This window comes from Microbacterium enclense (assembly GCF_001456955.1).
Taxonomy (GTDB): Bacteria; Actinomycetota; Actinomycetes; order Actinomycetales; family Microbacteriaceae; genus Microbacterium; species Microbacterium enclense.
Genome location: NZ_KQ758472.1, coordinates 80,331 through 92,918 on the forward strand (window position 1 = coordinate 80,331; position 12,588 = coordinate 92,918).

Consider the following 12,588-nt stretch of genomic DNA (forward strand, 5'->3'; position numbering starts at 1 on the left):
CCGGTGTGCCGGACTCCGGAGCGCACAGTCGAAACCCCCGCCGAAATTACCCCGCAGCCTCACCGCACGCCGACCTCTCCGGAGCCCGGCCCACCCCGCCCGCCCGAACGCAGAAACGCACGGCCCCCGCCCCGCCCCGCATACCCCGCCCGGCAGAAACCCCGCCTTCGCCCCGCACGAACGCCGAAACGCCCCCGGCGCCGAAGCACCGGGGGCGTCGAGCAGTCGCGTCAGGCCGCGAGCGCCGCGGCCGAAGCCCGCACGATGACGCGCGAGCCGTCGGCATCCACGTGCACCCGGCCCCCGTCGCTCAGCTCACCCGAGACGAACAGGTCGGCGATGCGGTCGTCGACCTCGCGCTGGATGACGCGGCGCAGCGGCCGCGCCCCGTACTCGGGCTCGTAGCCGACCTCGGCGAGCCGGTCGACGGCCGCCTCGGTGACCTCGAGCGAGATGCCTCGCGCAGCCAGCCGCCGCGCGGAGGCCCCCAGCAGCAGCCGCACGATCTCGCGCAGCTGCGCCTTCTCGAGCTTGCGGAACAGCACGATGTCGTCGATGCGGTTGAGGAACTCCGGCCGCATCGCCTCGCGCAGCTTGGCCATCACCCGGTCGCGAAGGTCGTTCTCGGCGAAGTCGCGCCCGGTCGTGGTGAAGCCGATGGCCCCGGAACGGGATGCCAGCACCTCGGCGCCCAGGTTCGAGGTCATCACGATGACGGTGTTGCGGAAGTCGACCGTGCGCCCCTGGCCGTCGGTGAGGCGTCCGTCGTCGAGCACCTGCAGCAGCAAGGTGAACACATCGGGGTGGGCCTTCTCAATCTCGTCGAACAGCACGACCGCGTAGGGGTTGCGGCGCACGCGCTCGGTTAGCTGGCCGGCCTCGTCGTAACCGACGTATCCCGGAGGGGCCCCGATCAATCGTGAGACGGTGTGCCGCTCGCCGAACTCGCTCATGTCGAAGCGGATCACCGCGCCGTCGTCGTCGAAGAGCGACCCCGCCAACGCCTTGGCCAGCTCGGTCTTGCCGACACCGGTGGGTCCGAGGAAGAGGAACGATCCGACCGGACGGTTCTCATCGCCCATGCCCGTGCGGTTGCGGCGCACGGCCTTCGCCACGGCGGCCACCGCGTCATCCTGCCCGATGACCCGGGCGTGCAACTCGGCCTCGAGCTCGGCCAGGCGACCCCGCTCGGTGGCGGTGAGGCGAGCGACGGGGATGCCGGTGGCCCGGCTGATCACCGCGGCGATCTCGGGCTCGTCGACGATCGCGGCAGCTCGGGGGCCGGCCGTCGCCTCCTCGAGCTGCGTCTGCACCGCGCCGATCTCGTCGCGCAGTCGCGACGCTTCTTCGTAGTGCTCGCCCGACACGGCGGCGTTCTTCTGCGCTTCCAGCGTCGCGAGTCGTTCGATCAGCGACGACGTGTCGACCGACACGCCCAGCCGCAGCCGCAGCCGCGCCCCGGCCTGGTCGATGAGGTCGATGGCCTTGTCAGGCAGCACGCGGTCGGGCAGGTAGCGGTCGCTCAGCTCCACCGCGGCACGCAGGGCATCGTCGGTGTAGCTGACGGCGTGGTGCTGCTCGTACGCCGCGCGGAGCCCTCGCAGGATCTCCACGGCATCCGGGATCGACGGCTCCCCCACGCGCACGGGCTGCAGGCGCCGCTCCAGCGCCGGGTCCTTCTCGATCGTCCGGTACTCGCGCAGGGTGGTGGCACCGATCAGGTGCACGTCACCGCGCGCCAGTCGGGGCTTGAGGATGTTGCCGGCATCCATGGATCCGTCGCCGCTGCCGCCCGCGCCCACGAGGGTGTGCACCTCGTCGATGAACACGACGAGGTTCTCGGATGCCGATATCTCGTCCATCGTCTGGGTGAGGCGTTCCTCGAAGTCGCCGCGGTAGCGTGCGCCCGCGAGCATCGCGGCGAGGTCGATCGCAACCACGCGGGTGCCCCTCAGCTGTTCGGGCACCTCGTTCGCGACGATCGCCCGCGCGAGCCCTTCGACGACGGCGGTCTTGCCGACGCCCGCCTCACCGATCAGCACGGGGTTGTTCTTGGTGCGGCGGCTGAGGATCTCGATGGTCTGCTCGATCTCGTCGGCCCGGCCGATCACGGGGTCGAGCTCGCCCGCGGCGGCACGGGCGGTGAGGTCGGTGCCGAAGCGGTCGAGGTTCGGCGTGGCGCTCGCGTCCTGCGTGGACGGCTCGGGCTCACCGACCACGGTCTCGCGCACGCCCTGGGTCAGGGCTTCGGCCGTGACCCCGGCCTGCGCGAGGATCTGCCCCGCGGGTGCGTCCTGGGCGAGCACGAGGGCTAAGAAGAGGTGGTCGGGGTCGACGTAGGTCGAGCCGGCGGCTCGGGCGACCTGGAACGCGTGGAACAGTGCGCGCTGAACCGACCCGGTGACGACGGCGCCGTCGACGTGCGCCGGGGCGCCCGCGGCCGGCAGGCGGCTCTCGGCGGCGCGGGCGATGGCGGCGGGATCGGCGCCGAGGCGCGCGACGGCGTCCTTCGCGGGTGAGCGGCCGACCAGCACGTGCAGCACGTGCAGCGCATCGAGTTCGCGCTGGCCGCGGCCGAGGGCGTATCGGCCGGCCTCTTGCAGCGCTTCCTGCGTGCGGGCGCTCAGGAACCGGCTGAGGTCGATGGAACGCTCGGCGCGCGCCTGCTCACCGGCCAGGTAGCGGGCGAGGAACTCGTCGAACGACTGGGCGCCGTCTCCGGCGCCGGGGGTGACATCTTCGGGCAATTCCGTCTCCTGTGATACGTGAACGGGGCACCTTGAGTGCATCCGTATCAAGTTCAACGCCCGCGAACCCCACCTATTCCCGCAGGCCCGGATCGGGCTCGTTCCACAGCTCGACCGTCTGCACCACCCAGAACACCCCGAACAGCGCGAGAGCGACCGACTCCCCGACGAGCACCACCGGGAACCCCCCACGTCCCGCACCCGTCACGATCCCCACCGCCAGCAGGACCAGCGTGAGGATGATCCCGACAGCGACGGCGCCGTAGGCCATGCGAAGCGCCCCACGCCGACGCCCACCGGGGTGCGGGCGCCACGCGGCGAGAGCCGCCACCGCCGCGACGACGACGAAGAACGTCACCGCGGCGACCTCGTGCGCCCGCGCGAGGAAGCTCTCGGGCGACACCACCGCCCAGCCGATCGCGCCGAGCGTGAGCGCGACGATGACCCCGATCGTCAGCACCACCCCGCCGCCGGCGGTGCCCTGCACCCGCGCGAGGACGCCCGCGACCACCGCCCCCAGCAGGACGATGGATGCCACGGCCGCGCCGTTGTTGATCACGGCGGCGCGCACGTCGGGCGGCACGCATCGCAGCACCGGTTCGCAGACACCCACGGCGATCGTCGTCGGGAGGTAGGCGATGGCCAGCGCGAGGACGGCGGCGACATCGAGCAGCCCCTGCTCGACGCTGCGCCCCGACAGGGCGAGCAGCGCGAGCGCTATGGCGCTGAGCGCACCGGTGAAGGCCGGTCCCGCCGGTCCGTAGTAGGCGGCGCTGATCGAGGGAAGCGGCGTCCCCACCGCCAGCTCCATTCCGACAGCCACCCCGACGAAGACCGTCGCGCCGATGAGAGCGAGGCGCACGTAGCGGTACGTGCGCTGGGTCGAAGTCGTGCGGACGCGCATACCCGCATCCTGACATCCCCCTCCGACAGCGGCCGCGCCTGCGACACTGATTCCATGCGGGAGTTCTTCACGGGAGCAGGGATGCTCGTACGCGGGCTCGGCCAGTGGCGACGCACGCCCGGCGCGATGGCGCTGGGGCTCATCCCGGGCGCGGTGGTCGGCCTCGTGTTCGGTGGGGCGCTGGTGGCCTGGGGTTTCGCCTTGCCGGATCTCGTCGACGCCTGGACGCCGTTCGCCGACGACTGGTCGCCCGCGTGGGCGGGACTGTTGCGGACGGCCATCGGCGTGGCGTCCTTCGGCGCGGCGGTGCTGCTCGTGATCGTCTCGTTCACCGCTGTCACGCTCGTGATCGGAGAGCCGTTCTACGACCGCATCTGGCGCGCGACCGAGCGCAGCGCCATCGGCACCGTGCCCGACACCGACTACGGCTTCTGGCGCGCCGTCGGCGACAGCGTCCGGCTCATCCTGCGCGGCATCCTGGCGGCCGTGGCGGCGTGGGCGGTGGGGCTCATCCCTCTCGTCGGCGGCCCGCTTGGTTTCGTCACCGGTGTGACGCTCACCGGCTGGCTGCTCGCCGACGAACTGACCTCGCGCGCCCTGTCGGCCCGCGGACTCGATCGGCGCGCCCGGCGCGCGATCATCTCCGCGAACCGCGCACGCGCCCTGGGCTTCGGTGTCGCGACACAACTGTGCTTCCTGGTGCCGCTCGGGGCGGTCGCGGTCATGCCCGCCGCCGTCGCGGGCAGCACGCTGTGGGCGCACGCCGCCCTGCGGCTCGCACCCGCCGGCACCTCCGCGTCGCGTGCCGACGGTCGGACGCTCACTGCCGGCGATGATGACCCGACGCCGGCACCCCGCCTCAGCGACACCCCGGCGCCGCCCCGCACCGCCCCCGTGGTCGAGCGATCCGCCCCGCCCGCGAACCGACCGGCCGACTCGGCACGATAGCCTGGAGCGACCGAAGGGATCCTCATGTTCATCGTCTCGCTCATCCTGTTCGTCGGCGGAATGCTGCTGACCGGCCTGTCGTTCTCGCTCGCCGCTCCCGCTCTGTTCTTCGCGCTCGGCATCATCCTCGTCTCGGCCTCGCTGGCCCTCCCCTTCCACTTCGGCACCCGCTAAACGCGCCGCCTCGGTCGAGCCGGTGCCCTTCTCGTTCGACGCGCTCCGCCGCCGCCCCGACCTCGAGGGCCCGGAGCTGCCGGCCGTCGACGCCGCCGACCGGCTGATCCTCGACGAGTCCGCCGACGCCCGCGCGCACCTCGCGCCGGGCGATCTGGTCGTCGTCGGCGACGCATACGGCGCGCTCACCCTCGCCTCAGCGGATGCCGGTGCTCGCGGCATCCGCGTGCACCAAGACGAACTGCTCGGCGAAGAAGCCCTCGCCGCCAACGCCGACGACACGGGGCTGACCGGCACGTTCCAGTCGCACGGGTTGGACGCCGCTCTGCTCGAGGGAGCCCGGGTCGTCCTCCTGCGCCTCCCCCGCTCGCTTCGCGCGCTCGACGACATCGCAGGACTCATCGCCCTTCACGCGGCGCCCGATGTCGTGGTCTTCGCCGGAGGGCGTCTCAAGCACATGAGCGTGTCGATGAACGACGTGCTCCGCGCACGGTTCGACCGCCTCGACGTCACGCACGCCCGCCAGAAATCCCGCGTGCTCATCGCCCGCGGGCCGCGAGACGGCGCCGCGCCCGTGCCCGAAGAGGCCGAGGTCGACGGCATCCGCGTTCGCGCTTTCGGCGGCGCATTCGCCGGCGCATCGATCGACATCGGAACGCGTCTGCTGGTCGCCCACCTTCCCGAACCGCGCGGGGGTACTGCCATCGACCTCGCGTGCGGCACCGGCGTGGTCGCGGCGGCACTGGCCACACGGCATCCGTCCCTTCGCGTGATCGCGTGCGATCAGTCCGCCGTGGCCGTCGCCTCGGCCCGCGCCACCGCCGACGCGAACGGTGTCGCCGACCGCGTCACGGTGGTGCGCGATGACATCCTGCGCACGAGACCGGATGCCAGCACCTCCTTCATCGCCCTCAATCCGCCGTTCCATGCGGGGGCCGCCATCGACGAGCGTCTCGCTCCCCGCATGTTCGCCGATGCGGCGCGGGTGCTGCAGCCGGGCGGAGAGCTGTGGACCGTGTGGAACTCGGCGTTGCAGTACCGCCCCGCGCTCGAACGCCTCGTCGGACCGACCCGGCAGGTCGCGCGTGACCGCAAGTTCACCGTGACGGTGTCGACGAAGCGCTGACTCGCGCGTTGGTGCGCCTCGCGCACGGGAAGAGCACGCCTCGCGCGCCCCATGGCGCCGACCCCCGGTCGGGCGTAGATTCGCAGACGTCCACAGGGAGGTGCGACATGCGGATGCGCACGATCGCCGCGGCGCTGGGCGGCATCGGCGTGGTGAGCGCGTTGCTCGGGGCGGGCCCGGCGGCCTCCGCCGAGATCCCTCACATGCCCCTGTCCGAGAGCATCTCCTCGCCCCTGCTCGTCGACTGCTCGAGCATGACCGTCAATGGCCGCGGCTACGCGCAGCTCCACGGCATCGCGCTGTGCGGTGCCGACACGATCCCGCTCGATCAGCCGCTGCGCGTCGAAGCCGTCGGCGGCGAGGAGTGCGGAACGGCCTCCCTCACCGTGACCAGTCGCGGCGGGGGGCTCGCCACGATCGCGTGGCGCGTGGCATCCACCTCGGGACCCATCGTCGACGTCGAGCTCGACGCGGCGTTCTCGGGCCGAGCGGGAGGCACCATGCGGCGTTTCTCGGTGCGCGAACCCACGCCGCACGCGGCCGGTGCCACGGTCGCCTTCCTCGGCGTCGGCCGGGCGACCGCGACGATGTCGGGCACGGTCGAGACCTTCGCGGCCACGTGCCGCATCGCCCCGGCCAGCGTGCGCGTGCACCTGCGCTGAGCCCCGCCGCCCAGCCGGGCCTCCTCGTGCCGCAGGCCGGGGTTCGTCGGTCGTATCGGGTGGGCCGGGAGCCTCGGCTCAGCCCTTGCCGCCGGGCGGGCCCACGATGAGCAGCACCACGAACACCAGTGCCACCACGGCGACGAGGGCCCCGGCGAGCGCCCACGGTCGCCGCAGGAAGAACCGCAGCAGCCGGTCGATCGGCCGCCGGTCGCGCGGGTCGGCGGTCTCGTCGAGCCGCCAAGCACCGCGAAGGCGTCCGGTGCGGTGCAGCCAGATCTCGGTCGGAACCGTCGCGTAGGGGATGACGGCGCTGACGATCGCGAGGGCGGCCGGGCCGAGGCCCCACCGCTGATTCAGCGCGACGAGCACGGCGGTCGCGCCGTACGCGAGGAACACGAATCCGTGGATGCCGCCACCGATCGTCACCGCGACGGGCAGGTCGGCGACGGCGCGCAGGATCAGCCCGCCGATCAGCAGCGTCCACGAGACCGCCTCGGCGATCGCGAGCGTGCGGAACAGGTTCAGGGGCGTGCGGAACACGTCACTCCTCGGCTCGGGGTCGGGCTTCCCACCCTACGCAGGCGCGTCGTCGCGCCCCGGCCGCTCGCCTCGACGTCGAGGAGTCACTCGATGGGCTGGTCGTCCTCGTCCAACGACGGGTCGGAGCGCTCGCCCTCGGCGGCCGTGGACGTGTCGGGCTCCGGGCCCGGCTCGATCGGGGGCTTCTCGCGTTCGGCATCCATCACCCCACTCCATCAAGAACCTCGGTCGGATGCCACATCCTTGACGCGCCGGGCGCACCTCGCGACCACCGGTCACCGTCGCTCCGGCCCGCGGCCCGCTCGCGGCGCTCGCGGGCCGCGCTCCGGAGAAGCGTGATGCGCTGCGGCCCCATGCTTCAGGCCGGCCGGGGCGCGACCCCGCTTCTCCGGAGCCCGGCACAAGTCTCGTCCCCTCAGCGGACCCCGGCCCGTCGCCCTCTGTCACTCGACTACCGCGCCCGCTCGCAGCCCCGCCCCTCAGCCCCGCCCCGCAGTCCCGCCCCGCAGCCCCGCCCCGCAGCCCCGCCCCGCAGCCCCGCGCCGGAGTCCCGCCCCGCAGTCGACCGGCGCCCGCGCCGGACTCCGGAGAAACCTGCCGCGCAGCCGCCGTTTCCCGTGGAAGCCCAGGCATCAGCCCCGTTTCTCCGGAGCCCGGCACCAACCTGACGCGGCGCCAACCCCACCCCCCGGCGCGACCCGCCCGCCGCAGACCGACCCCGCGCACCGGCCCGCCACCCCGCCGCGTACCTCAACCCCACCCGCCACCCGGCCCCGCCCCCGCCCACCGCCCGACCACGCGCACCTGACGCCCGGCCCAGGCCCGGCCCCGCGGCCCGCCGTTGCGCGCGCGTAAGGTGGACGGGTGGCGGAATCCCGGGGGCGTGTGTGGACCGGGGTCATCCGCGTGGGACCGCACCGAGGCGATCACCGCGTCGCCGTGCGAGCCGTGCTGAGCGTCGGCGTCCCCCTGCTGACGCTGCTGCTCATCGGACGGCTCGACCTGAGCGTCTACGCCAGCTTCGGCGCGTTCGCCGCTCTCTACGGACGTACCGACGGCCCCCGCGCCCGCGTGCGGATGCAGGCCACCGCCGGCGCGATCCTCGTCGCCTCGATGCTCGTGGGTACGGCGGTGTCGTTCCTGGCCTTTCCCGCGCTCGTAAGCGTCGCCGTGGTCGCCGCCCTCGCCGCCGCCGTCACGTTGTTCGCGTACCGGGCGCAGTGGCATCCGCCCGGCGCGTTGTTCGCGGTCTTCGCGGCCGGCGCGACCGCGAGCTTCCCCGCGACGGCCGCCACGTTCGCGACGGTGCTGATCGTCGGCGGCGTGAGTGTGCTGTGGAGCCTTCTCGTGACGACGGTCTTCGTGCTTTTGCGCCGCGGATCGTGGGCGCGTCCGAGACGGCCGCGTCCACCGATCGGGCCGGTCGCGTGGGAGATGACCGCCACCGTCGGCACCGCCGCGCTGCTGGCGGGCGTCGCGGGTGTGCTGCTCGTCGGCACGCACTGGTACTGGGCGATGGTGGGCGCGGTGGCCGCCGTGGGCGGGGCGCACGTCACCGCCCGGCTGATCCGCGGCGTGCAGCGCCTGACCGGGACGCTGCTCGGTGTGCTGATCGCGGCCGGGCTCCTCGCCCTGCAGCTTCCGCCGTGGCTCGTCATCGTCGTGGCCGTCGCGCTGCAGGCCGGTGCCGAGCTGTTCGTCGGCCGCAACTACGGCATCGCGATGCTGTTCATCACCCCGCTCGCCCTGCTGATGGTGTCGCTCGCCTCACCGGTCGCGCCCGTGATGCTGCTGCGCGATCGGGTCGTCGAGACGGTCATCGGTGTCGCCGTCGGCACGGTCGTCGCGATCGTCTCCGCCCTCCTGCGGCGCCGCTCGCCGCACGGGTGACCCCGCCGCGACGCGGCGGCGTCGGCCGCGTGGATGAGACCCACGGCCTCGGCGCCGCACGGGTGACCCCGCGACGGCCCCGGCGCCGCACGGGTGACCCCGCCACGGCCCCGGCGCCGCACGGATGACCGCGCCACGGCACGGCGGCGTCGGCCGCTAGGGTGACACCCGACATGAACGACACCGCCTCCGCCGCTCGCCCCCGCCTCGGACACGACGCCGCCGAACGCATCAGCGCGGGATGCTACGGCGCCCTCGTCTCGGCATCCACTCTCATCGGTCTCGACGACGCCGACCTGAGCGACGTCATCGCGGTCGTCGCGCTGACGAACATCGTCTACTTCGCCACGCACGTCTTCGCCTACTCCCTCGGCGACACGTCGTCGCAGCGCCCGTGGCCGATCGTCCGTCATCACCTCGCGGTCGGGGCGCCGATGGTGTCGGTGACGTTCCTGCCGCTGCTGCTGGTGGTAGTCCTGTTCGCGGCGGGCGTGGGGCTGCAGACGGCGCTGCTGTGGGGTGTGGGCGTGGCGATCTCCTACCTCGTCGTCGTCGCCACCGCCGGCGCGCGTCTGCGGGGATACTCGCCGCTGGTCGTCGTGCTCACGGCCGTCGGGGCGGCCGTGATCTCGGCGCTGCTCATCGTGGCGAAGCTGCTGCTGCACTGACGTGCGGGCACGGAACCCGCCGGGATCCCGGATGCCGACCCGGCGGGCCCTTGTCCGTCTTCCCACGGCGGCGCGGCCGCTCCCCGCTCAGATCGCCGTCGTCGTGTGATCACCGTGGCGGTGGACGATCCGCCAGCCGTCCTCCTCGCGGCGCCACACATGCGTCACCCGCACGACGAACTCGCGCGGCTCGGCGCCGTCGACCGACAGCACGCCCCGTTCGCGTCCCGCGGTCATCGCCCAGCCGTCCGAGACGAGCACCCTGTCGTATTCCGGAACCAGCGCGCCGCCGCGGAACCGCCGCGCGACCGCCTCGAGCGTCGACGCGACCTCGGCCGCCGTCAGCGCGCGCGTGCCGAAACCGCCCATCAGCGTGGCGTCGTCGGTCGTGGTCCACAGGGCCGCGAACGGGCGCGGATCGCCGTGCCCCATGGCATCCAGGGCCTCCGCCACCGCCCGCAGCGCATCGTCGAAGTCGGTCACGCCTCACATCATCCCGTGTCGCCGCCCCCGGCACGGGCCCTCGTGACAGGGTGGATGACCGTGACCCCCTCTCCCCCGGCTCCGGCCTCCGAACCGAACCGGGCCCCCGCCCCGGCGCCGACCCCCGCCCCGGCCCCCACCGTGGCCCCGGCCCCGGCCTCCGAACCGAACCGGGCCCCCGCCCCGGCGCCGACCCCCGCCCCGGCCCCCACCGAGGCCTCGGCCCCGGCACCCGAACCGCGCCTCACCGTCGTCGGCGCCATCAACGTCGACCTCACCGCCCGTGTCCAGCGCGCCCCCGCCGCGGGCGAGACCGTCGCCGACGGCGTGCTCCAGCGCGGACCCGGCGGCAAGGGCGCCAACCAGGCGGTCGCCGCGGCCCGGCTCGGAGCCGCCGTGCGCCTGATCGGTGCCGTGGGCGACGACGCCGAAGGCCGTGGCATCCGGGATCGCTTCGAATCTCTCGGGGTGGATGCCACCGGAGTCCAGACCACGGATGCCGCCACCGGAACCGCGCTCATCGTCGTCGATGCGACGGGTGAGAACTCGATCGTCGTATGCGCGGGCGCGAACGCGGCGATCGACGCCGACGCGCTCAGCGTCGAGCACGGCGCCGCAGTGCTCCTGCAGTTGGAGGTGTCGGATGCCGTCGTCTCGGCCGCCGCGCGCGCCGCGGGGTTCCTGGCCCTCAACGCCGCCCCCGCGCGTCCCCTCCCCGATGGCGTGCTCGAGCGCTGCGACCTCGTCATCGTGAACGAGACGGAGTACGCGCAGTTGCCCGAGGTGCACGGCGCGCCGCTCCTGTGCGTCACGCTGGGGGCCGACGGGGCCCGGCTGTACCGCCACGGTGAGCTCGTGGCATCCGCCCCCGGGGTCGCCACGACCGTCGTCAACACGGTCGGCGCGGGAGACGCGTTCTGCGCCGCGCTGGTCGTGGGGCTGCTGCGCGGCGACTCCGAGGCCGACGCCCTGGCCCGCGCCTGCGCCGTCGGGGCCGCCGCCGTCGCCGACGACGCCTCGCAGCCCGCGCTGCAGCCCCTCGACGCCTACGAGGTGACCCCGTGAGCCGCCGCCCGATCCTCGTCGACTGCGACACCGGCATCGACGACGCCCTCGCGCTGGCCTACCTGTTGGCCGAACCCGCGGTCGAGATCGTCGGCGTCACGACGGTCTCCGGCAACACGGATGCCGCCCGCGCCGCGGCAAACACCCTGTCGCTGTTCGAGCTGGCCGGTGAACACGACATTCCCGTCGCCGTCGGCGCGCACGACTTCCGCGGCCGGGCGTACGCGGGCGGCGCGCCGCACGTGCACGGCGACGACGGTGTCGGCGGTATCGCACTCACCGCCGCGGCCCGCGCCCACGATGCCCGCGCGGCCGTCGAGCTGATCGATCACCTGGCGGCACGGCATCCGGATCTCACCGTGCTCGCCCTCGGTCCCCTGACGAACCTCTCCGCCTACGCCGAGGCGCCCGGCGTCGCCCGTTTCGACCGCCTCGTCGTGATGGGCGGCGCGTTCGCGCACTCGGGCAATGTCACGGCCTGGGCCGAGGCGAACATCCACAACGACCCCGAGGCCGCGGCCGTCGTCTTCGCGCAGGAGTGGGACACCACCCTCGTGCCGCTCGACGTCACCATGACGCAGACACTGGATGCCACCGACCTCGTGCGCCTCGAAGCGATCCCGGGCGCGCTTCCGCAGGCGTTGGCCGCGATGCTGCCGCTCTACCTCGACTTCTACGCCGGCCGCGTCTTCCCCGACCGGCGCTGTGCGCTGCACGATCCTCTGGCGGCGATGGTGGCTGCCGGTTCCCTGCGCGGAGTGAGCGTCGCGTCCGGTCAGGTCGACGTGCGGCTCGAGCGCGGCGAGCGGGGGCGCACGGTGTCGTCTCGCGGCTCGTCGACGCAACGGTGGGTGCGCGGCATGGAGGGCTCGGCGGTGGAGCTGCTGCTCGCGCGGTTGGAGGCACGGGAGTGGCCGGGGTGACCCTCGACGCGGCCGGTTCCTAGGGGCGCGTGACCTCGACGACCTGCGTGTCGTCGAACTCGGGGAACGAGACGGTCGCCTCGACGGGGACGGTGTCGCCGACGCGCTCGGCGGAGAAGATGTGCGTCGTCGCCGCGAGGTCGGCCGTGCACACACCGTTGCTCGACGTCGAGAACGAGACGACGAGCGATTTCCCGTCGTTGTCGAACGCCGACGCAGTCGGAGGACAGCTGCTGCTCCCCCAGGTCACGACCGCGATCGATCCGTCCGCCTGCAGGTGGACGGCGGGCTTCAGATCGAGACCGTCCACCGGGATGCCGCTGGGCACGCCCGGCGTTCGCGAGTCCGCGACACCGGCGGCGGAACAGGCCGTGAGGACCGCGGCGAAGGCGACGAGCGCGGAGACCGCGACGTATCGGCCATAGCGTCCGGTGATCATGTGCTCATCTTGGCGC

General features: G+C 73.4%; 13 protein-coding genes. 8 read left to right on the forward strand and 5 right to left on the reverse strand.

All coding sequences use genetic code 11. From position 1 onward, the window contains the following. Positions 1-230: 230 nt before the first annotated feature. Positions 231-2,747: an ATP-dependent Clp protease ATP-binding subunit gene (locus tag AS029_RS12070; protein ID WP_058232852.1), complete on the reverse strand. Its 2,517-nt coding sequence runs from the start codon at positions 2,745-2,747 to the stop codon at positions 231-233. Between the two features lie 73 nt (positions 2,748-2,820). Further along, positions 2,821-3,651: a hypothetical protein gene (locus AS029_RS12075; protein WP_058232853.1), complete on the reverse strand. Its 831-nt coding sequence runs from the start codon at positions 3,649-3,651 to the stop codon at positions 2,821-2,823. Between the two features lie 54 nt (positions 3,652-3,705). Here AS029_RS12075 and AS029_RS12080 point away from each other — a divergent pair, with 54 nt between their 5' ends. The 4 genes from AS029_RS12080 to AS029_RS12090 all read left to right on the forward strand — a co-directional run bounded on the left by AS029_RS12080 (position 3,706) and on the right by AS029_RS12090 (position 6,561). Next, positions 3,706-4,599 carry an EI24 domain-containing protein gene (locus AS029_RS12080; RefSeq protein ID WP_082642289.1) on the forward strand — a complete coding sequence of 298 codons (894 nt, stop codon included), beginning with the start codon at positions 3,706-3,708 and terminating at the stop codon, positions 4,597-4,599. 24 nt (positions 4,600-4,623) lie between these two features. Then, positions 4,624-4,773: a hypothetical protein gene (locus AS029_RS17665; RefSeq protein WP_013585971.1), complete on the forward strand. Its 150-nt coding sequence runs from the start codon at positions 4,624-4,626 to the stop codon at positions 4,771-4,773. Positions 4,774-4,795: 22 nt separating this feature from the next. After that, entirely contained in the window at positions 4,796-5,899 is a 1,104-nt protein-coding gene (locus tag AS029_RS12085) for a class I SAM-dependent methyltransferase (protein WP_058232854.1), read from the forward strand. Positions 5,900-6,006: 107 nt separating this feature from the next. Then, positions 6,007-6,561: a hypothetical protein gene (locus tag AS029_RS12090; RefSeq protein ID WP_139168111.1), complete on the forward strand. Its 555-nt coding sequence runs from the start codon at positions 6,007-6,009 to the stop codon at positions 6,559-6,561. A gap of 78 nt (positions 6,562-6,639) precedes the next feature. Here the strand turns inward: AS029_RS12090 and AS029_RS12095 are convergent, their stop codons facing one another. Continuing rightward, the gene (locus AS029_RS12095) at positions 6,640-7,104 is read right to left on the reverse strand and encodes a DUF3817 domain-containing protein (protein WP_058232856.1); all 465 of its coding nucleotides are present in this window, start codon (positions 7,102-7,104) and stop codon (positions 6,640-6,642) included. A gap of 864 nt (positions 7,105-7,968) precedes the next feature. Between AS029_RS12095 and AS029_RS12100 the strand changes: the two genes are divergently transcribed. Next, on the forward strand, positions 7,969-8,994 hold the full coding sequence (locus AS029_RS12100; protein ID WP_058232857.1) for an FUSC family protein: 1,026 nt from the start codon (positions 7,969-7,971) through the stop codon (positions 8,992-8,994). 173 nt (positions 8,995-9,167) lie between these two features. Beyond that, positions 9,168-9,662 (forward strand): hypothetical protein, encoded by a 495-nt coding sequence (locus AS029_RS12105; RefSeq protein WP_058232858.1) that lies wholly within the window; start codon positions 9,168-9,170, stop codon positions 9,660-9,662. 87 nt (positions 9,663-9,749) lie between these two features. Here AS029_RS12105 and AS029_RS12110 read toward each other — a convergent pair whose 3' ends face one another. Then, positions 9,750-10,145: a YybH family protein gene (locus tag AS029_RS12110; protein WP_058232859.1), complete on the reverse strand. Its 396-nt coding sequence runs from the start codon at positions 10,143-10,145 to the stop codon at positions 9,750-9,752. Between the two features lie 60 nt (positions 10,146-10,205). Between AS029_RS12110 and AS029_RS12115 the strand changes: the two genes are divergently transcribed. Together AS029_RS12115 and AS029_RS12120 are read left to right on the forward strand one after the other, a co-directional pair. Further along, positions 10,206-11,210, forward strand: a complete 1,005-nt coding sequence (locus AS029_RS12115) for a PfkB family carbohydrate kinase (RefSeq protein WP_228375948.1) — start codon at positions 10,206-10,208, stop codon at positions 11,208-11,210. Beyond that, on the forward strand, positions 11,207-12,133 hold the full coding sequence (locus tag AS029_RS12120) for a nucleoside hydrolase (RefSeq protein WP_058232860.1): 927 nt from the start codon (positions 11,207-11,209) through the stop codon (positions 12,131-12,133). The genes AS029_RS12115 and AS029_RS12120 overlap by 4 nt, the downstream gene beginning before the upstream one ends. Before the next feature lie 19 nt (positions 12,134-12,152). Here AS029_RS12120 and AS029_RS12125 read toward each other — a convergent pair whose 3' ends face one another. After that, the gene (locus AS029_RS12125; RefSeq protein WP_058232861.1) at positions 12,153-12,572 is read right to left on the reverse strand and encodes a hypothetical protein; all 420 of its coding nucleotides are present in this window, start codon (positions 12,570-12,572) and stop codon (positions 12,153-12,155) included. Between the last annotated feature and the right edge of the window lie 16 nt (positions 12,573-12,588).